At 63.6% G+C, this 23,719-nt stretch carries 22 protein-coding genes; 14 read left to right on the top strand and 8 right to left on the bottom strand.

Annotated features, from left to right (window positions below):
• Positions 1-34: 34 nt before the first annotated feature.
• The 3 genes from BJ994_RS01135 to BJ994_RS01125 all read left to right on the top strand — a co-directional run bounded on the left by BJ994_RS01135 (position 35) and on the right by BJ994_RS01125 (position 5,202).
• A complete protein-coding gene (locus BJ994_RS01135) occupies positions 35-2,065 on the top strand; it encodes an outer membrane protein assembly factor BamB family protein (RefSeq protein ID WP_167990566.1) in 2,031 nt (676 codons plus the stop codon).
• An 81-nt stretch (positions 2,066-2,146) separates the two neighbouring features.
• Entirely contained in the window at positions 2,147-3,046 is a 900-nt protein-coding gene (locus BJ994_RS01130; RefSeq protein ID WP_342450210.1) for a formylglycine-generating enzyme family protein, read from the top strand.
• Positions 3,047-3,162: 116 nt separating this feature from the next.
• The gene (locus tag BJ994_RS01125) at positions 3,163-5,202 is read left to right on the top strand and encodes an outer membrane protein assembly factor BamB family protein (RefSeq protein WP_167990564.1); all 2,040 of its coding nucleotides are present in this window, start codon (positions 3,163-3,165) and stop codon (positions 5,200-5,202) included.
• Positions 5,203-5,275: 73 nt separating this feature from the next.
• Here the strand turns inward: BJ994_RS01125 and BJ994_RS01120 are convergent, their stop codons facing one another.
• Positions 5,276-6,490, bottom strand: coding sequence for an alpha-L-fucosidase (locus BJ994_RS01120; RefSeq protein ID WP_167990562.1), 1,215 nt, complete (start codon positions 6,488-6,490; stop codon positions 5,276-5,278).
• A 99-nt stretch (positions 6,491-6,589) separates the two neighbouring features.
• Here BJ994_RS01120 and BJ994_RS01115 point away from each other — a divergent pair, with 99 nt between their 5' ends.
• Positions 6,590-8,611, top strand: a complete 2,022-nt coding sequence (locus BJ994_RS01115; protein ID WP_167990561.1) for an outer membrane protein assembly factor BamB family protein — start codon at positions 6,590-6,592, stop codon at positions 8,609-8,611.
• Positions 8,612-8,781: 170 nt separating this feature from the next.
• On the opposite strand, the gene BJ994_RS01110 is transcribed toward BJ994_RS01115, so the two are convergent.
• The 6 genes from BJ994_RS01110 to BJ994_RS01085 form a co-directional block, all read right to left on the bottom strand.
• Positions 8,782-9,633: a Gfo/Idh/MocA family oxidoreductase gene (locus BJ994_RS01110; RefSeq protein ID WP_167990558.1), complete on the bottom strand. Its 852-nt coding sequence runs from the start codon at positions 9,631-9,633 to the stop codon at positions 8,782-8,784.
• Positions 9,630-10,541 (bottom strand): carbohydrate ABC transporter permease, encoded by a 912-nt coding sequence (locus BJ994_RS01105; protein ID WP_167990556.1) that lies wholly within the window; start codon positions 10,539-10,541, stop codon positions 9,630-9,632. Before BJ994_RS01105 ends, BJ994_RS01110 begins: the two co-directional genes overlap by 4 nt.
• A 3-nt stretch (positions 10,542-10,544) precedes the next feature.
• Entirely contained in the window at positions 10,545-11,450 is a 906-nt protein-coding gene (locus BJ994_RS01100) for a carbohydrate ABC transporter permease (RefSeq protein ID WP_167990554.1), read from the bottom strand.
• Between the two features lie 63 nt (positions 11,451-11,513).
• Complete coding sequence (locus BJ994_RS01095) at positions 11,514-12,788, bottom strand: extracellular solute-binding protein (protein ID WP_167990552.1); 1,275 nt, start codon at positions 12,786-12,788, stop codon at positions 11,514-11,516.
• A gap of 82 nt (positions 12,789-12,870) precedes the next feature.
• Complete coding sequence (locus BJ994_RS01090; RefSeq protein ID WP_167990550.1) at positions 12,871-14,274, bottom strand: sulfatase family protein; 1,404 nt, start codon at positions 14,272-14,274, stop codon at positions 12,871-12,873.
• A gap of 2 nt (positions 14,275-14,276) precedes the next feature.
• Positions 14,277-15,332, bottom strand: a complete 1,056-nt coding sequence (locus BJ994_RS01085) for a hydroxyacid dehydrogenase (RefSeq protein WP_167990547.1) — start codon at positions 15,330-15,332, stop codon at positions 14,277-14,279.
• A 148-nt stretch (positions 15,333-15,480) separates the two neighbouring features.
• Between BJ994_RS01085 and BJ994_RS01080 the strand changes: the two genes are divergently transcribed.
• The 10 genes from BJ994_RS01080 to BJ994_RS01035 all read left to right on the top strand — a co-directional run bounded on the left by BJ994_RS01080 (position 15,481) and on the right by BJ994_RS01035 (position 23,098).
• On the top strand, positions 15,481-16,335 hold the full coding sequence (locus BJ994_RS01080) for an ABC transporter ATP-binding protein (RefSeq protein ID WP_425339361.1): 855 nt from the start codon (positions 15,481-15,483) through the stop codon (positions 16,333-16,335).
• Between the two features lie 48 nt (positions 16,336-16,383).
• Positions 16,384-17,373 carry an ABC transporter substrate-binding protein gene (locus BJ994_RS01075; RefSeq protein WP_167990544.1) on the top strand — a complete coding sequence of 330 codons (990 nt, stop codon included), beginning with the start codon at positions 16,384-16,386 and terminating at the stop codon, positions 17,371-17,373.
• 9 nt (positions 17,374-17,382) lie between these two features.
• Positions 17,383-19,476: an iron ABC transporter permease gene (locus BJ994_RS01070; protein WP_167990541.1), complete on the top strand. Its 2,094-nt coding sequence runs from the start codon at positions 17,383-17,385 to the stop codon at positions 19,474-19,476.
• Between the two features lie 78 nt (positions 19,477-19,554).
• Positions 19,555-19,965, top strand: coding sequence for a hypothetical protein (locus BJ994_RS01065; protein WP_167990539.1), 411 nt, complete (start codon positions 19,555-19,557; stop codon positions 19,963-19,965).
• Positions 19,962-20,447 carry a DUF1990 family protein gene (locus BJ994_RS01060; RefSeq protein ID WP_209066450.1) on the top strand — a complete coding sequence of 162 codons (486 nt, stop codon included), beginning with the start codon at positions 19,962-19,964 and terminating at the stop codon, positions 20,445-20,447. Before BJ994_RS01065 ends, BJ994_RS01060 begins: the two co-directional genes overlap by 4 nt.
• Before the next feature lie 53 nt (positions 20,448-20,500).
• The gene (locus BJ994_RS01055) at positions 20,501-21,280 is read left to right on the top strand and encodes a tryptophan-rich sensory protein (RefSeq protein WP_167990536.1); all 780 of its coding nucleotides are present in this window, start codon (positions 20,501-20,503) and stop codon (positions 21,278-21,280) included.
• A gap of 56 nt (positions 21,281-21,336) precedes the next feature.
• Positions 21,337-21,726 (top strand): hypothetical protein, encoded by a 390-nt coding sequence (locus tag BJ994_RS01050; protein ID WP_167990535.1) that lies wholly within the window; start codon positions 21,337-21,339, stop codon positions 21,724-21,726.
• A gap of 119 nt (positions 21,727-21,845) precedes the next feature.
• Positions 21,846-22,358 carry a GNAT family N-acetyltransferase gene (locus BJ994_RS01045; protein WP_167990533.1) on the top strand — a complete coding sequence of 171 codons (513 nt, stop codon included), beginning with the start codon at positions 21,846-21,848 and terminating at the stop codon, positions 22,356-22,358.
• A gap of 54 nt (positions 22,359-22,412) precedes the next feature.
• Entirely contained in the window at positions 22,413-22,670 is a 258-nt protein-coding gene (locus BJ994_RS01040; RefSeq protein ID WP_167990531.1) for a type II toxin-antitoxin system Phd/YefM family antitoxin, read from the top strand.
• Positions 22,667-23,098 carry a type II toxin-antitoxin system VapC family toxin gene (locus tag BJ994_RS01035; protein ID WP_167990528.1) on the top strand — a complete coding sequence of 144 codons (432 nt, stop codon included), beginning with the start codon at positions 22,667-22,669 and terminating at the stop codon, positions 23,096-23,098. Before BJ994_RS01040 ends, BJ994_RS01035 begins: the two co-directional genes overlap by 4 nt.
• A 2-nt stretch (positions 23,099-23,100) precedes the next feature.
• Here BJ994_RS01035 and BJ994_RS01030 read toward each other — a convergent pair whose 3' ends face one another.
• Complete coding sequence (locus BJ994_RS01030; RefSeq protein ID WP_167990526.1) at positions 23,101-23,691, bottom strand: YdeI/OmpD-associated family protein; 591 nt, start codon at positions 23,689-23,691, stop codon at positions 23,101-23,103.
• Positions 23,692-23,719: the final 28 nt, after the last annotated feature.

The raw sequence follows: 23,719 nt of genomic DNA, 5'->3' as shown, positions 1-23,719 counted from the left end.
TCCCCAGACGTCCCGTTCAACCGAAGGAAACGTTATGCGCAATATCGATATCAGCCGCCGCACTGTACTCCGAGCTGGCAGCGCTGCCGGCGTAGCCACTGCCCTGGGCCTGGCTGGCGCAAACTCTGCATCAGCGTTGCCGGCCCTCGCACCCGCCGGACCAAAAGGCACCGAGATCGTCGACCTTGGCCCCGCCGTCGTGCAGTACTCACTGATGAGCGCCAAACTCATTGGCGACACCCTCTACATCGGGTCCCGCAATCTTGAGCCGGCCCGCGTCATCGCCTTCCACCTCCCCACGCAGAAGGTCGTCGCGGAGACCACGCTCGCCGAGGGGCACACCATCCAGGCCCTTGCGGCAGACCCAGATGGCCGCTACCTCTACGCCGGCGTATTGAAGAAGAGCCTGAACTCAGAGCCCAACCTCTTCCGTTGGGACGTGACAACGCCCTCGACTCCCGCCGTGGCCATCGGCCGCACTGAAGAGCGCAACGTCCGCGCGCTCAGCGTCTCCCCCGATGGCCACCTCTTTATCGTCGGCGATACCCCGCAGGGCGCTCCACCCGCGTTGTGGGAATGGGATCCGGCAACCGGGGACGTCAGCAACCTCGGTGTACCGGATTCAGGAGCGACCCTCGCCCGTACCGTCGCCGCAACCGAGACGACCGTGTTCTTCGGCGCGGGCAGCACGTTGGGCGGCGGAAGCGGTGCCAGCCGTGCGTGCCTCTACGCTTACGACCGGGCGACCAAAGCCTTCACACTCATTACTCCCGCTGAGATGGAAGTCGACCCGAGCATCCGCGACCTCGCGGTTTTCGGGGACAAGCTGATCGTCGGTTCGGCGGCATCGACCGAGGAGTCCAAGGTTGCTGCGATCGATCTGAATGATCTTTCCTCCTACTCGGTTGCAACCTCCATCGGCACCACCGCCAAGAACTTCGCCATCGACGGCGACAAGGTCTATTTCGGAAGCACCACCGGCCTGGTTGCGTACTCGCTGAGCGAGAATGCGGTCTCCGCTGTGGAATTCGACGGGCTGCCCGGGCTCGGCGGGATCTGGGGCGTGGAAGTCCACGGCGGCAAGGTGCTCGTGGTCTCGGACTTCGGCTTTGTGGCTGAAGTGGACCCGGCTGCCCAGACCACGACCGTGACTGACCTTGCCGACGCCGGTGCAACGGGTGACCCGCAGACCACTATGGGACTTGCTGCAGGAGCCGGCTACGTCTTCATCGGCGGCAACGGCGTCATCGCGAAGCACAGGCTCGGTTCGAATGAGGTGGTCAACATGAGCGTGCCGGGAGAGGCGAAGGACGCCATCATGGTCCGCGGCCGCCTGTACACCGCACAGTACAGCTCCCAGGGCATCTGGACCTACAACCCCCGAAGCGGCGACCCCATGCATCAGGTGGCCGGGTTCCCGACATCCCAGAACAGGCCGCAGGACGTGCACTGGGACGAGGAGAACCGACTGGTGCTGGCCGGAGTGCAGTCCGACACCGAAGGCGGCGGCGCACTGTGGACCTACAACCCCTACAAGGGCACCTCGGCGTACTTCCTGAATCCGATAGATGACCAGCAGTACGTCCGCGCGGTCGCAACGCACGACGGCGTTGCCTACCTCGGCGGGAGCCTCCAGAACACTGCCGGGCCCGGAACGATAGTCGCGTTCGATCCGCGAAGAGGCAAGGAACTGTGGCGCCTCGAGCCCGGCCTGGGAGGTGGTGTTTCGGCACTGGCCGTGCGTGGGAAGCACCTCTACGGCGTGACACGCACTGGAGTCGCCTTCGTGATCGATCTTCCGAAGCGCCGCCTGATCCACCAGGAAGACATCAGCGGCGTCGCGCGCGGATTCGCTGCGATGGTGACCAACCGCGGCGTGGTCTACGGCGTGTCCGATCACAACGTATTCCGCTTCGATCCGAAGACGTTCGCGGTCACCGTCGTGGTGGCGGACGTAAACGGCGGTTGGTACAGCGGCGCCCACATCACCAACGATGAGCAGGGCTTCCTGTACACCCTTCGCGGCCGCAACCTGGTGCAGATCAACGACCATCCCCGGCGCTGAAACCTGAGGCGAATTATGGGAGTCTGATCAGGAAGGGAGGAGTGAATCGTGAGCTGCTGTAGTCCGTCCCGTCCAGGGAAGGTGCCATCTTCAGGTGACGTGGCCGTCGTCGTCGTCGGCTCTGTGGATCATGCAGAGGTGACCATTCCGGCCGGCTCCTTTCGGATGGGTGACGCCTTCGGTGAGGGTTACCCTGCGGATGGCGAAGCTCCCGTGCACCAGGTGCGGCTGGACGGGTTCCGGATGGACACCACGGCTGTGACCAACGAGCAGTTCGCCCGATTCGTCGACGCCACGGGGTACCGGACGGAGGCTGAGCAGTACGGCACATCGGCTGTCTTCCATCTTGTGGTGAGAGCCGATCCGGCCGACATAGTCGGGGCCGCCGCCGGCGCGCCGTGGTGGCTCAACGTCCGCGGTGCCTACTGGGCCCACCCGCTGGGCGGGCGCTCGTCCTGGACGGATCTGCGCGACCATCCGGTTGTTCACGTTTCACACAATGACGCGCTTGCGTACTGCCGCTGGGCCGGACGCCGTCTTCCCACGGAAGCCGAGTGGGAATACGCGGCCCGCGGCGGGCTCGAGGGCGCCCGCTACCCCTGGGGTAACAACCTGTACGACGACGACGGCCGCCACCTTTGCAACATCTGGCAGGGAGCCTTCCCAGGCTCAAACACGGTCGACGACGGATTCCTCGGCACCGCGCCGGTACGGTCCTTTCCGGCGAACGGCTATGGCCTGTACGAAGTCAGCGGAAACGTGTGGGAGTGGTGCGCTGACTGGTTCCTGCCCAGGTATTACCGGAAGTCACCGTCGGAGAACCCGCCTGGGCCGACCATCGGGTCCGGGCGCGTGATGCGCGGCGGCTCCTACCTGTGCCACGACTCCTACTGCAACCGGTACCGCGTGGCGGCGAGGACCTCGAACTCGCCGGAGTCCTCCAGCAGCAACTGCGGCTTCCGTACCGTCGCAGCCGCTTAGCTCATCGACCGGCCGGAAATAACGTCCTTTTCCTCGTTTTTCGGTTGTTTCCGCCCGCTCGATGAGGCCGCACTCACTGTCCCACCCACGATTTCCACCTCAACGAAGAGAGAACCATGACACCGCAACCTATGATCGACCGACGCCGGATCCTGCAGCTCACGGGTGTAACAGGGGCAGCCCTAGCGACAGGAGCCTTGTCCCTCTCCCCGGCAAGCGCTAACCCGTTTCGCACCGGCCCCGTTATCGAGGACCTCGGCGCCGCCTCCACCAAGCTCGGCCTCTACCGCGGAGTGGTCGCAGGTGACGTCCTCTACTGCGGGTCTCGGAATATGGACCCACCCGTTGTGTTCGGCGTGAATCTGCGAACGGGCCAGGCCGTCTCGGAAAGCCCGCTGGGTTACATGAATGCCGTCATGGCCATGGCCACCGATCCCACAGGGCGGTACGTCTACGCGGGCGGTGATCACAACAAGGTTGAAACCACCGGAAACCTCTACCGGATCGATGTGACAGACCCGGAGAAGAAAGCTCAGGACATTGCACGCAGGCCGGAGGAGAACCTGCAATCCGTGACCGTCGCACCGGATGGCATGGTGTTCTTCGCAGGCCGGTGGAATCCGACGACTGCCTACCAGTGGGATCCAGCAACCGGTGAAACCACCCTGCTCGGGTCGATGCCGTCGAACCTGGACCGCATCGCCGCCGTCGCAGCCACGGACACCACCGTTTTCGCCGGCGGTGTGATGACACTGACCGGCGGCGGAACCCAGGCGCGGCTCTTCGCGATCGACCGGGCCACCGGTGGAACCACCGATATCACCCCCGCAGAGGTACTCGAAGCCGGCTCCGGCGTGCGCGACATAGCCGTCATTGACGGCAGCTTGTTTGTCGGTGTCACCGCATTCACCGCACCCACTCCGCTGGTCGTGATGGATGCGTCAAACCCCACCAGCTACACGGTGGTATCCGTTGCCGCGAAGGAAGTACGCGAATTCTGCAAGGTTGGGGACAAGATCTACTTCCGGGGCGCCGGGTTGATGGCGTATGACCCGCAGACGCGCAAGGCCGCGACGTTGCGGGTTCCGGGCGCGAATTTGGCCGGAATGGTCAGTGTGCAGGAGTGGGACGGAAAGATAGTCGTCGTTTCGACGCTGCTGCACGCCGTCGTTATCGATCCTGTGACCTTGGAGGCCCGGGAAATCAACTTCCTCGAGGCGGGAGTGCGGCCGGGCCCGCAGATGATCCTGGGAATCGCGGCCGGCGGGGGGTACGCCTACGCATGCGCCAACGCGCAGGTCACCCAGCACAATCTCGCCACCGGTGAGAAGATCGATTTCCCCATGCAGGGCGAGGCCAAAAGCGCCACTTTCCATAACGGCGTCGTCTGGTTTGCCCAGTACAACGGCGGAGGCCTGTGGGCGCATGACCCGCGGACAAGCACGCCTCCGAGCCTTGTTGCACCGTTTCCAGACCTGCAGAACCGGCTCCTGCGGGTAGCAGCGGATCCCGTCAACAACCTGATTCTGGTCGGCGTGCAGTCGGACAGACTCGGCGGCGGATCCCTCTGCGTCTACCATCCGGATACCGGCTCCGTGGACGTCTACGAGAACCCCATCGCGAAGGAGCAGCTCACCCGCGCGATCACCAGCCATGAAGGCATCGCCTACCTTGGCGGCGAGAACCTGACGTCGCAGGGTTCGCAGGCCACTGTGGTTGCATTCGATCCTGTCGCCGGACGCGAGCTCTGGCGCCTCGAGACCGGCCAGTCACGTGGAATCGGTGAGCTCACTGTTCGTGGACGGCACCTCTACGGAATCTCCCACGGGGGCGGCCTGTTCATCATCGACCTCGAAAGCACGTCGGTTGTGCATTCGGCTGATATTTCCTTCCACTCCCCCGACCAGGCAACCCTGGTGACCAACCAGGGCGTGGTGTACGGCGTCTCAAGCAAGGGCGTGTTCCGGATCCACCCCACCAACTTCGCGCCGTCCACCCTTGTTCCAGGGCTCGACGGCGGCTGGTACGGCTGGCCGCGGGTGGGCACTGACGAAGAGGGGCGGCTCTACACTCTGCGCGAGCGCAACCTCATCCGCATCACTGATTCCGTGGCCACGCTACGTGCCGACCGCAAGGGCCGCCGTTCAGGCCAGTGACCCGTAGCTAGCTAGACAAAAAGCTGCCGCAGCGTCCGCTGAGGACCTGCGGCAGCTTTGCTGTGACGGCCAGTCAGACTGGCAGCTCGATGACCTGCACCTTGCGCCCCTGTCGGGAAACTACTTCGACGTCGGGCTCATCCGTTACAACGACGACGGCGCCCCTGGTTGACCAGCCCCTCCACCACCCGTTCGTTCCATTCGGGAAGGTGACTGCGATGTCGGCTTCCTTGAGCAGCTCCCGTCCCGCCGTCGTCGGCTTCACCCTGGCCATCCAGGGTGCGATGCCCTCCAGCGTGCGCCGTTGGACAGCCGGGATGCGACCGGCGGCATCCGGCCCCACGTTCAGCAGCAGCCTGCCTCCGCGGGAAACGATGTCTGCGTACTGGCGTGCCAGTTCACGGGGTTGGAGGGTGGTGGACTCATCCTCCAGTTGGTTGTATCCGAAGGAGAACCCGAGTCCGCGGTTATGTTCCCAGCCGGTCCCGGTCTCATGGTGGGCGTCGAGGGCGTACTCACTGGTGCGGAAATCCCAGTCATCCGTGCCCCACCGGTCATTCACAATGCCGTCGGGAACTGCTTCGCGGTAGTACGCGAAGAGTTCAGCGATCGTACCGTTGGATTTCCCGGCGTCGGGCCATTCAATGTCATTCCAGAGCACGGAGGGCTGGTAACGATCGATCAGGTCCCGGACGTGTGCCGTGGCGTAGGCTGCGTACGCCTCATCGTTCGGGCGCAGGGCCGTGACCGAATCGAAAGTCTCCTGCGGCGGAAGTTCGGTCACAGACCAGTCGAGGCCGCCCGAGTAGTACACGCCGAATCGCATGTCCTCAGCGCGGACGGCGTCGGCAAGCGGTTGAAGGAGGTCACGTTTAGGTCCTCGCCGCACGGTGTTGAGCTGCCCGGAACCGGGCGCATCCCAGAGGGTAACGCCGTCGTGGTGCTTCGTCACAGGCACCACGTAGTCCGCGCCTGCAGCCTTGAAGAGCCCCGCCCACTCGGCCGGCTGGTATTGCTCAGCTCGCCACAGGTCGAGGAACCCGTCATATGGCATATCGCCGTAGGTCGAAAAATGATGCTGCGCTGCCGGTGAGCCGTTGATGCGGATGGTGTTGGCATACCACTCGGCGTAGGCGTTATGGGCGAACCATTCCTCTTCCGGGACCGAGCCCGAGACGCCCGAAGGAACCGCCCAGGCCGGCACCGAATACGGGCCCCAATGAATGAAGATGCCCAGGCTCGCCTCAGTTGCCCATGACGGAAGGGAATGCCCCACGTGCTCGTTCACGGAAATACCTTTCGGTTGGAAAACGTCGCTACCCCTTCCACGATACCGCGACAAGCATTAGATTTGTCAGTGACAAATTAAATGAACGAAAGGTCGATGATGACTCGGTACAGTTCCGACAACAGCCCGCTGACAGAGCTATCCCGACGCGGTCTGCTGCAGTTCGGCGCAGCGGGAGCCCTTGCTGCGGTAACTGCAGGCGCCCTCGCGGACCCTGCTTCTGCTGCTACCCCACGGGAAGTCCTCGTGACGGACCTGGGACCCGGCGTCGTGCAGTTCGGCTCGAAGAGCGCCTATCAGTTTGAAGACACCATCTATATCGGATCACGCAATGTCGAACCGATGTTCGTGATCGCCTACCACATCCCCTCTGGGCGGGTGGTAGGGCAGACCTCGATCCCGGAGGGGCGCTCCACCCAGTCGCTGGGCGCCGACCCAACCGGCCGGTATCTCTATATCGGTACGGAGAACGCGGCCGGCGGCATCCCGACCCTGTACCGGTGGGATCTCCATAATCCGACGTCACCGGCAGAGCCCCTGGGTCGCGCCGGTGAAGTGCGCGTGTGGGCACTGGCGGTAGCACCGGACGGGATGGTGTTCTTCGGTGGACGCGAACCCGGCGGGAATCTTTGGCAGTTTGATCCCGCCACGCGCGAGATCACCGCGCTTGGCATCGCCGAGCCCACCGCCACCGGCGCGCGGGCAATCGCCGCTACGGAAAGCACCGTCTACTTCGGTGCTGGGAACACGCTGGGCGGTGGGGAAGCCAGCAAGGCTGTACTTGCCGCCTATGACCGGGCAACCGGGGAATTCACATCGATTCTCCCCGCAGAACTGGCGGACGACGACACCATACGCGAGTTGCGTCTCGAGGGCGATCGACTTGTCGTAGGCACGGCGAACAACACCGGCTCCCACGTTGCGGTCATCGATATCAACGACCCTTCGTCCTACAAGGTGGTGCGGCACGATGGCATCACCACGAAGGCCATGAAGGTCCACGGCGACAACGTCTTCTTCCTTGCACGGGCAAACAACGCCCGTATCTGCGACCTCTCCACCATGACCGTCAGCCCGCTCCAGGTGGATGGTCTCGAGCTCGGCGAGGTATGGGGCATGGCCTGGGCGCAAGACAAGCTCCACGCGGTGTCCGCCTACGGTTTCGTGGCTCACATCGACCTCCAGGCACTCACCGCCACACGCACCGAGCTGATCGCCGCCGGCGCCCCGGCGGAACCACAGCTGGCCATGAGTGTCACGGCGGGCGGCGGATTTGCCTACGTCGCCGCCAACGGAGCGATCGCCCGGCACTCACTCAGGACCGGCGAGGTGGTCAACCTGATTGCTCCGGGGGAAACCAAGGACGCCATTTGGGCCGATCAACGCCTCTGGATGGGCCAGTACAGCGGCCTCGGGCTGTGGGCGTACACACCGGGCCAGGGCCAGGAGCCCGCCCAGGCGGCGCCGCTGCCCTCCGACTTCAACCGGCCCGAATGCGTCACCTGGGACGAGACCAACAAGCGCGTCCTGGTGGTCTCCCTGTCCGACGCCGCAGGCGGCAGCTGCCTCGGCGTCTACAACCCGGCAACCGATGACATGACGGTTTACGACCGTCCGCTCGGTGCGGGCAAGTCAATCCCGGCAATTGTTGCGCATGAAGGTGTTGCCTACCTTGGCGGAGGCGACACGGGTGCTGGACCGGCAGGTGAGATTGCCGCCGTCGACCCACTGACCGGCAAGGTCCTGTGGAGCCTTGATCCGGAGCACAATGCGCCGGTGACCGGCATGGCTGTGCTGGGCAAGCACCTCTACGTTGTCCTGAACGACGGCGGGTTCCGTGTGGTGGATCTGGCTAAACGAAGCATCGTCCACCGGGCGGACATCTCCGAACATGGCGGGCGCCGGACCAACCTCGTCGTCGCGCAGGGCCGTGTCTACGGGGTGTCGAGCAAGGCGCTCTTCCGCATCGACCGGCGCACCTTCGAGCTCGACGTACTTGTCGGCGAGCTGGAAGGCGCCTGGTACGGCGGGCAGCCGCACATTTCAGCTGACGAACGCGGGCGTCTCTACACACTGAAGGACCGGAACCTGATCCGCGTGGAGGTTCCGCGCCGCTTCTGATTCCTGTCTTGGAAGACACAAGAAGGCGGTGGTGCCCGGGGCGCCACCGCCTTCTCCTTGCCTTAGATGCGGAACGGGATATCCCACCGAACAACGGCTTTCAGTGGGCAGGAACTGCTTCTGCCCACTGAACACCCGGGTTCAGTGGGATATCCGGCGACGGTCGGACGTCAGCCGGTAGATTCGACTATCGAAACGATGTCGAGAATCTCCTGCTCGGGCACATTGGGCTCGCCGGTTCGGCAGGATTCGATGATCGACGTGAGCAGGCCGACGTGCATACTCCCGGCAGCCTCGATCTCGAATGAATGCTGAGCACCGTCGACGTGGACCACGCCCCTGGTGTACGGATTCCATTCGGGTTCCCCGCTGAGCAGCGCTTCGCGCCCATCAGGCCAGAGAAGCCGCACCCGGCCCGGCGCCAGCACCTCAACTTCGGAGTATCCCGGCCCCAGTGCCGCAACCGCGAGATCCACCAGATGCACGCCGTACCAGGCAAGCCCCGGGTGGCCGGGCTGCGTGGGCAGGGCACCCTCAAGCTCAATCCGCTCCACCCGCCCATGATCCAGCACGGACCGGAATTCGGGCGTGAACCGCTTCGGGGAACCGGCGAGTGCCAGGCACCCGTGAGTTCGCGCCGTTGTCAGCATCGTCTCGGCGTCGCTTCGTTTGAGGGCGAAGCGCGTGTCCACGTAGACGGGTTTGCCAAATGGTGCCAGACGCCCGAACAGCGCGGGGTGCGTACGCGCATCGCTCGCGATGACCAGGAAGGCATCGCACAGGTCCGCAAGGGCAACAGGCGTGTCCACGAATTCGACGCCGAACTCCGCGACCTGCGCGGCCAATACGTCGTTCCGGTCGCGGCTCGGTGGAAAGTCCAACGACGTCGGTGCCTTCCAGGCGGCGACGATGTCACCGCCCGTAACCCGGCCTTCCTTGAAGAGTTGCGTGAACTGCGTGGAATGGGCCGAGTCCACCCCGACCAGCCCAAACCGCACTCCCCCGGACGAGGGTAGGCTCATCCCTTCACGCCGGAGGAGGTGATGCTTGAGACGATCTGCCGCTGCAGGAACAGGAAGATCAGCAGGCAGGGGATGAAGCTGATGAGAGCTGCCGCCATGATGTTCGACGTCGAGACAAGCTCCGTATTCAGCGTGGCGAGGCCAACCGTGAGCGTCCGTGCCTCGTCCGTCTGACCGACGACGAGCGGCCACAGCAGGTCATTCCAGTGCCAGAGGAAAACGAAGATCGCGAGCGTGGCAAGAACCGGCCGAATCAGCGGCAGAACGATTGACACGAACGTTCGCCATTCTCCGGAGCCATCAATGCGGGCGGCGTCGAAGAGTTCCTCCGGCAGGTCCAGGATGAACTGACGGATCAAAAAGACAGCCTGACCATTGGCGAGGGTAGGAAGAATGAGCCCCCAGATGGTGTTCACGCCATCGAGGTTCGCAATCAGGATGAAGGTCGGGATCAGCGTCGCCTGCACGGGAACCATCAGCGTCGCAATGATTGACCACAGGAGGATATTCCGCCCTGGGAAACGCTTGCGGGCAAGGGCGTATGCCGCCATCGAGGCAGTCAGCAGGACCACGACTACCGAAATCACGGAGTACAGGACTGAATTCAAGAGCCAGGTGGGGAACGCGCCGACAGAGAAGATCCGGGTGATGTTCTCGAAGGTCAGCGACGTCGGCAAAGCGTACGGAATGGTCGGTTCATCGGCTGGTGAGAAAGCCAGGACGACGACGGCCAGCAGCGGCGCGACGGTGAAGAATGAGATAACAATGAGCGAAGCGATGGACCATCGCGGGGTGTTCAACGACTTGCGCTTGCGCTGCCTGCCGCCTGGCCCGGGATTCCCCGTTTGAGGACGGGACGGCCCTTCGGATGTTCCCGCCGAGTGTGGAGTGGAAGATACGGTAGTCATCATTTACGCCTTTTCATTGAAGAACCGCCGCTGAACCAGCGAGAGCACTAGGACGATGAAGAAGAGCACAATTCCGATTGCTGCGGCGTAGCCGAAATCGAAGAACTCGAAGCCCTGGTCGTACAGGAAGTAGATAAGGCTGTGGCTCGCATTGGCCGGCCCGCCTCCGGTCATAACGTAGACCGTGTCGAACACCTGGAAGCCGACAATTGTCTCGATGACGAGCACGAAGAATGTCACCGGCTTCAGCAACGGCAGGGTGATGTGACGGAACGTCTGCCAGCTTGTGGCTCCATCGATCTTCGCGGCCTCGTGGATCTCCCCCGGCTGCGCCTTCAGCCCGGCCAGGAAAATGAGCATGGAGTATCCGAAACCCTTCCACACCGCAACCATTGCCAGGGAGAGAAGAACAATCCACTGGTCCCCGGACAGGAAGGGGATAGCACCGAGTCCGGCACCGGCAAGCGCTACGTTGATCGGGCCGTCGTTGGAGAAGATCCATTTGAAGATGATGCCTGCGAGGACGAACGAGCTCAGGTACGGGATGAACAGAAGCGACCGGAACAGGCCGTCATGGCGCTTGAGGTTGTTCAGGAGAACTGCGCCCGCCAGTGAAATGACGATGATGAGGGGAACGAATATCACCACGTAACCGAGGGTGACGCCCAGGCTCTGCCAGAAGTTGGGATCTGCGAACAGGCGCTCATAGTTCTCGGCGCCGAGAAATTCGACGTCCCCGTTCAGCCTGTACTGCGTCAGGCTCATTGCACCGGCGCCGCCGATCGGGAGGAACTTGAACACAGCGAAGATGATGAGGGTTGGCAGGACAAACAGGATGCCTGTGACCGCTTCACGGCGGAGGCGGGCTTGTCCGGGCTGGGACCGCTTCGATGCTAAATGCGTGGACATGAGCTTGGCCAATCGGTAGAAACTGTGTCCCGGGGGCGTTTAGCGCCCCCGGGACAGGAGGGATCAGGTGCGGCTGAGGATTCCCCGGGCTTCTTCTGCCGCCTGGGTGAGCGCTTCCTCTGCGCTCAGGTCGCCGCGGAGTGCGGACTGGAGGTAGGGAGCGAGAGCGGCCATCACCTGACGTGCAGCGGCGTGCGGTTCCCCGGGAATCGCGTATTCAAGAGCCGCTTCAAGTGCCTCGTAGTCCGGTCCGGTACCGGGCAGTTCCACGTCCGTGCGGGTTGGGAAATTGCTCGCCAGCTTGGTGAACTCGGACTGGAACTCAGCGGTCGAGAGGAAGTCGAGCACCGCGTAGGCAGCCTGCCGGTTATCTTCCTCATTGATTGAGGTCAGGGCCATCAGTCCGGGGTTGCCGAACGTGGCCTGGACTTCACCCTCCAGCGGTTCCCCAAGCACAACGGTCTCTTCGCCGAGCGCACCGCGCAGTTGCGCGAGTTCAGGGAGGCTGGTGGTTGCCCGGAGGGCTACCTGGCCGCGGGCCATCGGTGAACCCTCGATTGCGGGGCTGTCCGTTCCTGCACTCTGAACTACGCCGCCCATTTCCTGAAGGTCCAGGATGAACTGCAGCGCCTCGATGCCCTCGGGCGAATCGAAGGCGATGTCGCTACCGTCCTCGGTGAAGATGCTGCCGCCTGCCTGCCACAGGAACGGGTAGAACGTCAGGTTGAGGGTCTGCTCCGGGGAGCCGACGTATTCAAGGACTGAAATGTCCTTTTCGGCGAGGATGGGAGCGGCTTCCTTGATGTCTTCCCAGGTCTTCGGAAGCTCAAGCCCGGCCTCCTCGAAGATCTCCTTGTTGTAGGCGGTGGTGTTCACGTTCTGAAACATCGGCACGCCGTAGACCTGGTCTTCGATCGTGGCAGCTTCGATGCCGGATGTGTAGAACGAGTCCTTCTCATCATCGATTGCCTCATCGACCGGCAACAGGCCGCCAACCTCGTGGTAAGTGGACGCCTGGTCCGGTGTGATCATGACAATGTCCGGACCGGAGTTCGCAGCCAGTGCTGCGGAGATCTGCGTGTCACGCTTGTCGAAGGTCTGCAGCTCAACGTTGAAGTCGACGTCGGGGTTCTCCGATTCGAAGGCCTTCTCAGTCTTCTCCCAGAACTCGCGGTTCTTGGCTTCGTCCTTGATGACCGGGTACATCCACATGGTTACTTCACCACTCACCTCGCCGTCGGTCTGTGCGACGGGAGCTGAGCTGGAGTTGCCGCACGCGGTCATGGTGAGCGCGGTGGCCGCAGCGAGGGCAGTGATACCCAAGAGTCGGTGCGTCATTGCTGGTTCTCTTTCTCTAGATGTCGCCGAATAACTTCGGCTTGCGGCAGTGCTTGGACGGATTGTCATTTCGGTTGGTGGGCTAGACGGGTTCCTGGGCAAGGGTGGTTTGCTTCAGGTTGCCGAAGGGCACCTCAGGCGCGGATGAGTCCGCTGCGTGCCTGAGGAGATCAAGGGTGATGCGCTGGCGGCGGTGTTCCTGACGCAGTGTGAGCAACGGGTCATTGGTTGAGTGCATCCACGCAAGCAGTGCCGCGGAAAGGTCGCTGAGGGCCGGCTGGGCAGCTGGATCATCCGCGAGATTGACTGTCTCATTGGGGTCCTCCGCCAGGTCGTACAGCTCAATCGCGGCGCTGGTACCGATTGTCGCCCCGAACAAGTCAACGGGAATGCTGCGGTGGATCCACGACTGGGTGGAGTCCATGGCCCGGGGGGCGTTGGAGAAGTTCGCGATGAGTTTGTGGGTTTTTGATCGCACTGACCGCTTGGGGTCGAAGTACGTGTGATACGTCAGTTGACCGTAGGCGTACGTGCGGGCTGGCTGATCATCCTCGACCAACTCCACGAGGCTTTCTCCGGCTACATCTATTGTGCCGGACAGCCCCAGCACATCAAACAGCGTGGGTACAACGTCTACATGGCTAACGATGTCGGAGACCCGCCGGCCGCTCCAGCTTGCCCGCCCTGGAACGCGCATGATGAGGGCTACTTCAACGCCGGCGTCGTACAGCGTGCATTTTGCGCGGGGAAGAGCGAGACCGTGGTCCGTCGTGAAGACAACAACCGTTTCCTCATCCAGACCCAGTTGCTCAAGACGGGCAAGGATCTCACCGACACCTGAATCCATGTGGCGCACCGCGCCCTGGAGTTCGGCGATCTCCTCGCGGGCGTCGTCGTCGTCGTGCAGGTAGGGCGGAACCGTGTGCCCGCGTGAAGTATCCGGCTCGATGGCAGCGCCCAGGAAGCCCATGACGCCGGTGCGGTCACGGTCCGACGGCGAGCGGTGCGGCTCATGGAACCCGACCTGGAGATAGAACGGTGAGCTGGCCGCTGAGGCGTCATCGAGGGCTTCCAGCGTACGTTCGACGACGACGTCACGGTCCCCGCCGGTGCGTACCCGGTCAAAGCCCAGGCGGATTGCAACCTGATCGTCGGGCAGCACGCGGGATTCGTGATGCACCCCAACAAGCTCCGTTCGGTAGCCGACCGAGCGCAGCCGGTGTGCCAGGTGCGAGCTCGGATCGTTCAAGTCCCAACCGAAGGGTTCATGCGTTAGTCCAAGAACGCCATTGGTCTGCGGATACGTACCCGTGAACAGTGACGCCCGTGCCGGGCTGCAGTGCGGAGAGGTGGCGAACGCCGCCTCGAAGACGGTCGATTCCGATGCAAACGCATCCAGATAGGGTGTTGAGACGGTCTCCACCCCGTAGGTGCCAAGGAAGCGCCCGAGGTCGTGGCAGTGGATGATCAGAATGTTCTGCGCCATGGTCAGCCCATCACCTTCAAGCGGTCCGAAGTCAGGGCGTGCTGCAGCGGCTCGCCCCGGAGAAAGCGGCGGACTTCGCTGACGACGATCCACCCCGCACGATGGCGGGAATCGACGGTTGCACCGCCCAGATGTGGGGTGAGAAGGACATTCGGGAGGTTCCGCCAACGGTCCCCTGCCGGGAGCGGCTCGTTCCCGAAGACATCGAGTGCAGCGTCCAGCCGGCCCGAGGAAACCTCCCGGTACAGGGCGTCCTCGTCCACCAGTGCGGGGCGGGCAGTGTTCACCAGCAGGCCGCCGTCCTTGATGGCAGCCAACTCGGCAGCTCCGAGCAGGCCGCGCGTTTCAGGAGTTTCGGGCGCGTGGATCGCAATCACGTCGCAGGACGAGAGCACTTCGGGGAGATCGGCTGCGTAGGCCCGGAGCTCATCCCCTTCGTGGATGTAAGGGTCATAAACGGTGCTCTCGGCGCCGAGGGCGCGACACATGTCGATGTAGCGGCGTCCGGTACGGGATGCTCCGATCACACCGATGCGCGCTCCACTGATCTCGCGCGGCCTGGACGCTGCAGTCCGGGCATCGGACCAGTCAGCCCCCGAGCGGAGCGCGTGATCAAATCGGGGTGTTCGCCGAAGGAGCGCAAGCGTGAAAGTCAGCGACAGCTCGGCCACCGAAGGAGCCATGGCATCACCGGCCTGGGCAATCGGGATGCCTGCCGCCCAGAACTCATCGCTGACGAGGGTTTGGATGGAGGAGGCGGCGTGCATTACGAACCGCAACTCTGGGGCCAGTTCCAGCCGCTCTGACTCGAGGCGAGGGAAGCCCCACGCTGTGATGAAAATACTGGTCCCCTGAGCGACGTCACGAAAGCACTCAAGGTCCTGGAGGGCGTCCGGACGGGCTTCAACCACGTCGCACAGCTCGTTGAGCTCAGCCCAGCTCTCGGCGGTGAAGAACGCGTCCGCTTCATGTTCCGGAATGCTCAGCAGAGTACGTGGCCGAGGATTGTCGGAAATGTTGTGCGGAGCCGGTGTGGCGGCGTTATCGGTGTGACCCATGCAACAAGCGTACGGACTAGTGAGGGCTTTTGTCAATGACCGAATAAACCCATTTGCTGTGTTGCAATGATCCGAGGGGCAGCAATTACGCAACTGATACATGCCGTAATGTTTGTCAATTCACTAAGGATCGCCTTACCTTAGTGGGGTGACTCTCACTGACTCCGCCTTCCGTACGGCACTCCAGGGCCTCGATGTTGCCGACATGAGCATTTCCTACGGCCGCCAGCCCGCAGTCAGTGACGTGTCCTTCGGACTTCAACCCGGGACCGTGACAGCACTCATCGGCCCCAACGGCAGCGGTAAGTCAACACTCCTACGGACCATTGCCCGGCTGCACAATGCCGATTCCGGCACCGTGACGACCACCGACGGCGACAACGTCTTTGCGCTCTCCCCCAAGGATTTTGCACGGAAGATCACCCTCCTCGCACAGAGCCGCCCGGTTCCGGCCGGGATCACAGTGAGGGAAGTCGTCGAGTTCGGACGCCACCCGCACCGCACCCGCTGGACGGGAAATGACCCCCGGGGCATCGCCGTCGTCGAGCACGCCATGGAGCTGACCCGCACTGCGGAACTGTCCGATCGCCCTGTCGCTGCTCTCTCGGGCGGCCAACTGCAGCGTGTGTGGCTCGCCAGCTGCCTGGCCCAGGACACCGGTGTTCTCCTCCTCGACGAGCCCACGACCTACCTGGACCTGCGCTACCAGGTGGAGATTCTCGACGTCGTACGCGATCTTGCAACCGACCACGGAGTGACGGTCGGTGTTGTGCTTCATGACCTGGACCAGGCCGCTGCCATCGCCGATCACGTGGTGCTGCTGGAGAGTGGCTCGGTGCTCGCGCAGGGAACGCCTGTCGACGTGCTGACCGCGGAAAACCTGACCAGCGCGTACGGCGTCCGCGTTGACGTCACGGTCGACGGCGGGACGGTGCACACTCGCGCCGTGGGCCGGCACAACGCCGTCGGCAACCACTCCGCCACCGTCCTTCGAGCTTCCTGAACCTTTCCAACCACTCGCGCCGTCCGCGCCCAGATAGAAAAGAACCCCATGAAACAAACGAAGATCCTTGCTGCCCTCGCGGCGGTCGCCATGCTCGCGCTCTCGGCCTGCGGCACCACTGAGGAAGCTGCCGGCGATACCGAAACCACAGCAGCCGCATCGGGTGAAACCATCACCATCACTGACGCACGGGGCAAGGAAGTGGTCCTCGACGGGCCCGCCGTGCGTGTTGCCGGAACCGAATGGAACGTCATCGAGAACCTGGTTTCGCTCGGGGTTATGCCGGTGGGCGTTTCGGACATCGAGGGCTACAACACCTGGGTGAGCTCCGCGCCGCTGGATGACACCGTGACTGACATCGGCCTGCGCGGTGAGCCCAGCATCGACACCCTGGTCTCACTGGAGCCGGACCTGGTGCTCGTGACGGATCAGCTTGTCGAGGGCGCAATCGAGCAGATCGAGGAAACCGTTCCCGTCATTGTGGTTCCGGGCGGCGATTCGTCCGACAACATCGGCCAGATGTTCGAGAACCTCGACATGATTGCCAAGGCAACCGGCACCGAAGAGCAGGCCGCCGAGCTGAAGGCCAACTTCGACGCCAAGGTTGAAGAGGGACGCGCTGCCATCGAAGAGGCAGGCGCCGCGGGCACCAAGGTGGCGTTCTCGGATGCCTACGTCGACGCCGGGAGCGTCTCCATCCGTCCGTTCGCACCGGGATCCCTGGTATCGGACGTGTTTGCTGAGCTCGGCCTCGAGAATGCGTGGGAGCTCGAAGGCGATCCCGCTTACGGGCTCGCGCAGACCGACGTCGAGGGTCTCACCGCCCTCCCCGAAGACACTCACTTCTGGTACATGGCCAACGACACCTTCGGCGACCCCTACCAGGACGAGCTGAAGGACAACGCCGTCTGGAAGGGACTCCCCTTCGTCGAGGAAGGCAACGTGCACCGCTTCCCGGACTCCATCTGGGTCTTCGGTGGACCTACGTCGATGGAGCAAATCATCGACGCTGCAGTCGCAGCAGCAACCGAGAAGTAATACCACACCATGGCCCCGGAAACCCTGACCCGCGCACAGCCCTCAGCAATTCAGGGAGCTGGCGCGCGGCCAGGGTTCCGGCTCGCGGTGTTCGGGCTGCTGCTCGTCGCCGCAACTGCTGTGCTCGCCCTGGTCCACATCACGCAGGGCACTTCCACTGTGAACGCGGCGGACATCATTGGGCTCATTCTGGGGAACGACGACGCCGACACCGCCGCCGTCGTCGCCGCCAGCCGGGTGCCACGCCTGGTGGCGGGCGTCCTGGTGGGGGTGGCGCTCGGTGTTGCGGGCGTCATCATGCAGTCCGTCTCCCGCAATGCGCTTGCCTCCCCGGATACGCTCGCGGTCAATGCCGGCGCGCACCTTGCGATCGTTGCCGTTGCCGCATTCGGGATTCAGGTTCCGCTGCTCGGCGCAGTGGGTGTCGCGTTCCTTGGCGGCATCGCTGCGGCGAGCCTGGTGCTGGCACTTTCCGGTGCCGGTCAGTCCGGCAGCGTGCGGCTGGTCCTCGCCGGCTCGGCCATCGCCCTGGCCTTCAGCGCATTAACCCACGCCCTCCTGCTTCTCTTTGCGCAGGAAACGCGCAACCTCTTTGCCTGGGGATCCGGCTCCCTGGCCCAGAGCGGCATGGAGAAGTTCGTACTGCTCGCGCCGCTGATCGGCGTGGTCGTGGCAGTTCTCCTCATCAAGTCCCGCTCCCTGGACCTGCTCACCCTCGGTGATGACCAGGCGAGAGTGCTGGGCATCAACGTCCGCAGCACCCAGGTACTGGCCATTGTGCTCGCAGTACTTCTCGCAGCGGCCGCCGTCACCATCTCCGGGCCGATCGGGTTCGTGGGGCTTGCCGCCCCGGCCGTAGTCCGGTTGGCTGCAGCGAAAATTCCCGGCCTTCACCGGCACGTGGCGCTGATTCTTGCCTCAGCACTAATGGGCATCTTCCTGGTACTCGGAGCCGACGTTCTGCTTCGTGCGATCATCGGTGCGCAAACCGCCGTCGAGGTGCCCACCGGAGTGGTCACCACCATCTTCGGCGCGATCTTCCTCGTCATCCTGGCGCATAGGATGCGCACGTCCGGGCCCACGCGCGAGGCACGTTCAGTGTCGCTGCGCCCCACGCGTCCGGGTGCGGGCGCCGCCGTCGTCGTGCTTTTGGTTCTTCTGGTGCTGGCCGGCATCGCAGCCGGGCTGCTGCTCGGGGACGCGAAGCTGCTCCTTGGCGACCTTGCGAACTGGGTGACCGGGCAGGCGGGGCCGGTGGTGTCGAGCGTTATGGACGCCCGCTTCCCGCGGGTTGCTGCCTCGCTGCTGGCCGGGGCGTCGCTGGCTTTGGCCGGCACGGTGATCCAGGCGGTGACCCGCAACCCGCTGGCGGAGCCTTCCATCATCGGTGTCTCCGGCGGGGCTGGTCTTGGCGCGATCCTCGTGATCACGCTTGTCCCCCTCGCCGGCTTCTGGACGGTGAGCGCCGGTGCGGGGATCGGTGCAGCGGTGACGGCAGCGGTCGTTTTCGGTCTCGCGTTCCGGGGTGGGCTGCAGACGGACCGGTTTGTTCTGGTCGGTATCGGTGTTTCGGCCGCGGCGATGGCAGGCATCACGCTGCTGATCGTGATGACCGATCCGTTCAACGAAGCGAAGGCGCTGACCTGGCTCTCCGGATCGACGTACGGGCGCTCCATGGAGAACCTGATCCCGATGAGCATTGCTTTGCTCATCACCGTACCCGTCATCGCGTCGCTGCACCGCACGCAGGATCTGCTTTCCCTCGACGAGGACACACCGAAGCTGCTCGGCATTTCAGTGCCGCGCTCCCGGATGATCCTGTTGGTGTCCGCGGTGGTGCTGACAGGGTCGGCTGTGGCGGGAATCGGCGTCATCGGGTTCGTAGGCCTGGTTGCGCCGCATGCGGCCCGGGCGCTGGTCGGCGCGCGGCACAAGCTCGCCATTCCGACGGCGGTTCTGCTGGGAGCGTTGCTGGTGTGCGTGGGCGACATGATCGGGCGGACTGCCATCGCCCCGCAGCAGTTGCCGGCCGGCCTGCTGACGGCGCTGCTCGGTGCACCGTACTTCGTGTGGCTGCTGTTCCGGAGCCGGTTGGCGCGCTAGGTACACTCGTAGCCCTGCCGTCAACCAGTCAGAGAGGAACCGCCGTGGTTCCTGGTCGCGCAGTGAAACAGGGGGAACATGTTGCGCATTCGCAGGACGAGGGGGACCCGCAGCCCACGCATCGCCGAATTGCTGGCCACTGTTGTGTGGGTGCTGGCGATCCTTCCCGCCCTCGCGACGGCCCTCCTCGCTGTTTCGATGATCGGTTCAGCAGTGAGCGGGTCCGGAACCTCGGTTCAGGCTGCACAGGAGGTCCTGATTGTCATCGTGTACGTGGCCGGGCTGCTGTCCTTCGTGGCGATGAGACGGAGTGAGTCACCGCGGAAAACCTGGATACTGGCTTGCTTGACCATCATTCTGGTGGTCGCTGCATCCGCGCCCATTGTGTACGCCTTCTCGCAGGCATTCCTTGAGGAGTGGTGTGAGTATCAGCCGGGCGGCAGGGGGAACCCGAGTCAATCCATCGATGACATCCCGGCCGTCTGTTGATCGCGTCGACCGCTCCTGAGCTTCCCGCCTGGCCTCCGTCCGACAGCGCCTACCGCCGGTCGGAGGCTACCGCCGTCGTCGGACACGGCGACCAGGCGTGGCAGCGCGCCGCTGAAGACGTGCTGCTGTGGCGAGTGAAAACCCGGAGCGGCTTCACCGTGGGCTCGGACGTCTCCATTCATCCCGGCCAGCGGCTCATCGTCACCGCACGGGTGCTGGGGTTCAGCATCCGTGAACCGATCGAAGTAGTGTCCGTCGTCCGGGAAAGCGATCGGAGCGGTTTCTCCTACCGCACACTGCCCGGCCATCCTGTGTGCGGTGAGGAAGCGTTCATTGTGCACCGGCGGGGCGATGAAGTACTGCTGACGGTTCGCTCCCTCACGCGTGCGGCGGCTCAGCAACCTTGGCGGACGCTCTTCCCGGCGCTTTTGGTTGCCCAACGCATAGTCCGACGGCGGTATCTCCGAGCGCTCCGCCGTTAAACTAGTCCTACTGATTGTTCTATGGTGGAGATAGTCTACCTAGGAGCGTCTTCGTGAATTCCGACCGCGTGCGACAGATCGGCGTAACCGCCGCGTTCATCCTCTGCATTGTTGGTTCAGCCATAGGTTCGGGGGCTTTCGGCGGGACCCCGATTGCGCAGGCTGCCGGCGGCGCGCTCAGCGCTGACGCCACTCTCCTGGCGCCTGCCGGCGCCGCCTTCACCATCTGGACTGTCATCTACGCCGGCCTCGGTGCGTACACGGCCCTCCAGTGGGCGCCGTCCCAGAGAACGTCCGAACGCCAGCGCCTGCTTGGTTGGTGGGTTGCCGGGTCAATGCTGTTGAACGCGGCCTGGATCCTGTCCATCCAGGCGGGCCTGCTCTTCCTCAGCGTCCCGATCATCGTTGTGCTTCTAGCCGTTCTTGCCATCACATTCCGCATCTACACCTCCCGCAAACCCCAATCACTCCTCGAAGCTGTGATTGTGGACGGTACGCTCGGCCTGTATCTGGGCTGGGTCTGCGTTGCTGTGTGTGCGAATATCGCCGCCGTACTGTCTGCGGCCGGTTTCACGGGCTGGAGCATCAGCCCTGGCATTTGGGCGGGGGCGGTGCTCGCCGTCGTCGTTCTGGTGGGAGTGTTGCTCGCGGTGTTGGGCCATGGTCGACTGGCCGTCGCCGCGGCGATTGGTTGGGGTCTGGTCTGGATTGCGGTCGGCAGGACAATGGCGCCGGAGTCGACGACGACGGCGGTCGCCGCCGCGGTTGCGGCCGCTGCGGTGGTGTTGGCAACGGTTGCGATTCGTATCCGGAAGGTTTCGTTGCGGGCCTGAGCGCAGTGCAGGGCCCACTGTGCGGAATACTGGGTGGATTCAAACCGGAAGGCATTGTGGAACCTCACTCATCACGCATCAAAACGGACCGTTTCTTCGGCGCGCCAGCGCTACTGGTGATTGGACTGCCGGTCTGCGCGGTGATGCTCCTGATCGCGACGAAGCTGCTTGGTATTCCTGCGTTTCCGGTCGTTCTCGGCGCCCTGCTCGCCCTCCTGGCGGCGGGATCGGTCCGTTCGCTCAGGGTTCGCGGCGGGAACGCGACAGTCCGGCAGGTGCTGGCCCCCGCCGTCGTCGGACTTGCTCTTTTTCTTGGTATCGGTTGGAACGGGCTTACCGTGAGCGGGGCAGGTCCGGCATGGTCGGACGGCTCACTGCCAGTTGCACTTATTGCTGGCACCGGCGGGTTCACGCTCTTCCGGCTGGGTGGCTCAGGCGCGAAGTAGAACGCCAGGAACACCGACCCGCGTCGCGGGAGACGTATACGGTGGTTGCATGACCCGTTCGTAGCTGTGCCTCATCTCGTCAATCATGAGTTCACTACTCCGCTACAAAGGGGATCACTATGCCTTCTGCAACTCTCATTGGCGATTGCGCAACGATCGCAGCCTCACGCCATGCCGGCGCCAGCCAATTCGACTACCGACCGGTCACCGCGCAGGACGTAGATGGCCTTGCACAGGCCTATCTCCGCGCATACCCACCCGGCATTGCGGCGTCGAACCTCGACGAAGCACGGACGGAGATGCTCGAAAGTTTCGCAGGCGAGTTCGGCACACTGTTGGCTGGAGCTTCGCTTTGCGCGTATCACCGCGACGATCTGGTTGGGGCGATTCTCGTGGTGGAACGATCTCCGTGGGACCCCAAGCTGAGATGTCCTTTCGTCATCGATCTATTCGTCGATCCGCGGTGGCAAGGCAACGGAGCCGGCCGCGTCCTTCTGGAGCGCAGTGCCGGGGCCTGCCTCAACGAGGGACACGCCCAACTTGCCCTGCGCGTCGGCGAAGGGACTTCGCCTTCGGCCAGCCGTATCTACGCCTCGGTTGGAATGGTGAAGATCGACCCCGCCACTTTGTGATTCTGTGTATACAATCGACTCAGAAATGTGTACCCATAGGTAGGAATTGGCTTCATGACCAGAGTCGGAATGCGCGAACTCAGAAACCACTTGAGCGACCATGTCATGGCGGCGAGCGCCGGCACGCCAGTGACCATCACAGATCATGGGCGTGCAGTAGCGCGCATTGTTCCTATTGCTGAAAGTTCCTTGCTCGAAGAGTTACTGGCCGCCCAACTTGCCACCGCACCGGTTCGCCGCGCCAGAACCGTACCGGATCCAACACCTACACAGGGTACGGTGTCGGACCTGGTAGCCGACCAGCGCCGTTGATCGCTTACTTCGACACGTCGGCGCTCATTCCCCTCCTCATTCAGGAACCGTCGAGCACTCTCGCCATGGAGGTATGGGCGCGGTCAGAGGTTGTTGCGTCTTCCGATCTCATCCGGGTCGAGGGCACTGCCGCTCTGGCTATGGCGTGCCGGATGGGCAGAATCGACCAGGCTGCCCTTAATAATCATGTATCCCGCCTGGAGACCCTCACAGGGGATCTCACCTTGCTTTCAGTATCACCCGCCATTCTCACAGCGGCGGGACGCCTCTCGATCGATCACGGACTAAGGGGTTACGACGCCGTTCACCTTGCATCCGCGCTCGCCCTGGCCAGCGAGAATACAGCTATGGTCAGCGGAGACGGACCTCTGCTCGAGGCCGCACTTCAACGCGGCCTAACAGTGATCAACCCGAACCGGGCGACCTGAACTCATGGCATCCGTCTCTGCGGATACGGCAACTCATGCCGTGCCAGCATCTCCACGAACCCGGCGATCTTCCGCCGGCGTGCAACCTCGGTCTTGAGTTGGTTCAGCCGGAAGATCAGCGCAAACCGGTTCTGGGAAGTCAGCACGCCAAACATGGCCTGCGCATCCGCGTTCGCCGCTATTGCGGCCGCCAGATCATCCGGCACAACCGCGCCGGCCGGCCCGGCATAGGCCCGCTCCCACCGCCCATCGGCCTTCGCCTGCTCAACGGCGACACGACCGGCGTCGCGCATCCTGCCCTCAGCCTCAAGCCGATCAATGTAGCCGACATTCCGCAGCGACCACATGCTGCGCGGTCCGCGCAGGGTGAAGCGCTGGAAGGTGCTGCCGTCGTCGCGCCGTTTCGCCTGTCCATCAATCCAGCCGAAACACAGCGCCTCGTCCAACGCCTGCGCATAGGTCAAGGACGTGGTGTCGCCACCCTTCTTGTGGAGGACAAGCCACACACCCGACGACGTCGCGTGGCTGGCTTCGAGCCACGCCCGCCACGCAGGGGCGTCGGGCAACAGGAGTTCGGGGAGTTCGACGGCCATGGGTCGAGAATACTGGACGGGATGATTC

Source organism: Arthrobacter pigmenti (assembly GCF_011927905.1).
Taxonomy (GTDB): domain Bacteria; phylum Actinomycetota; class Actinomycetes; order Actinomycetales; family Micrococcaceae; genus Arthrobacter_D; species Arthrobacter_D pigmenti.
This window is presented reverse-complemented; position numbering and strand designations above follow the sequence as displayed.

Bases quoted from the DNA above. Each gene is read 5' to 3' on its own strand.
- BJ994_RS01135 (WP_167990566.1), top strand. From the start codon at position 35: ATGCGCAATATCGATATCAGCCGCCGCACTGTACTCCGAGCTGGCAGC.
- BJ994_RS01125 (WP_167990564.1), top strand. From the start codon at position 3,163: ATGACACCGCAACCTATGATCGACCGACGCCGGATCCTGCAGCTCACG.
- BJ994_RS01115 (WP_167990561.1), top strand. From the start codon at position 6,590: ATGACTCGGTACAGTTCCGACAACAGCCCGCTGACAGAGCTATCCCGA.
- BJ994_RS01110 (WP_167990558.1), bottom strand. From the start codon at position 9,633: ATGAGCCTACCCTCGTCCGGGGGAGTGCGGTTTGGGCTGGTCGGGGTG.
- BJ994_RS01105 (WP_167990556.1), bottom strand. From the start codon at position 10,541: ATGACTACCGTATCTTCCACTCCACACTCGGCGGGAACATCCGAAGGG.
- BJ994_RS01100 (WP_167990554.1), bottom strand. From the start codon at position 11,450: ATGTCCACGCATTTAGCATCGAAGCGGTCCCAGCCCGGACAAGCCCGC.
- BJ994_RS01095 (WP_167990552.1), bottom strand. From the start codon at position 12,788: ATGACGCACCGACTCTTGGGTATCACTGCCCTCGCTGCGGCCACCGCG.
- BJ994_RS01090 (WP_167990550.1), bottom strand. From the start codon at position 14,274: ATGGCGCAGAACATTCTGATCATCCACTGCCACGACCTCGGGCGCTTC.
- BJ994_RS01085 (WP_167990547.1), bottom strand. From the start codon at position 15,332: ATGGGTCACACCGATAACGCCGCCACACCGGCTCCGCACAACATTTCC.
- BJ994_RS01075 (WP_167990544.1), top strand. From the start codon at position 16,384: ATGAAACAAACGAAGATCCTTGCTGCCCTCGCGGCGGTCGCCATGCTC.
- BJ994_RS01070 (WP_167990541.1), top strand. From the start codon at position 17,383: ATGGCCCCGGAAACCCTGACCCGCGCACAGCCCTCAGCAATTCAGGGA.
- BJ994_RS01065 (WP_167990539.1), top strand. From the start codon at position 19,555: ATGTTGCGCATTCGCAGGACGAGGGGGACCCGCAGCCCACGCATCGCC.
- BJ994_RS01045 (WP_167990533.1), top strand. From the start codon at position 21,846: ATGCCTTCTGCAACTCTCATTGGCGATTGCGCAACGATCGCAGCCTCA.
- BJ994_RS01040 (WP_167990531.1), top strand. From the start codon at position 22,413: ATGACCAGAGTCGGAATGCGCGAACTCAGAAACCACTTGAGCGACCAT.
- BJ994_RS01030 (WP_167990526.1), bottom strand. From the start codon at position 23,691: ATGGCCGTCGAACTCCCCGAACTCCTGTTGCCCGACGCCCCTGCGTGG.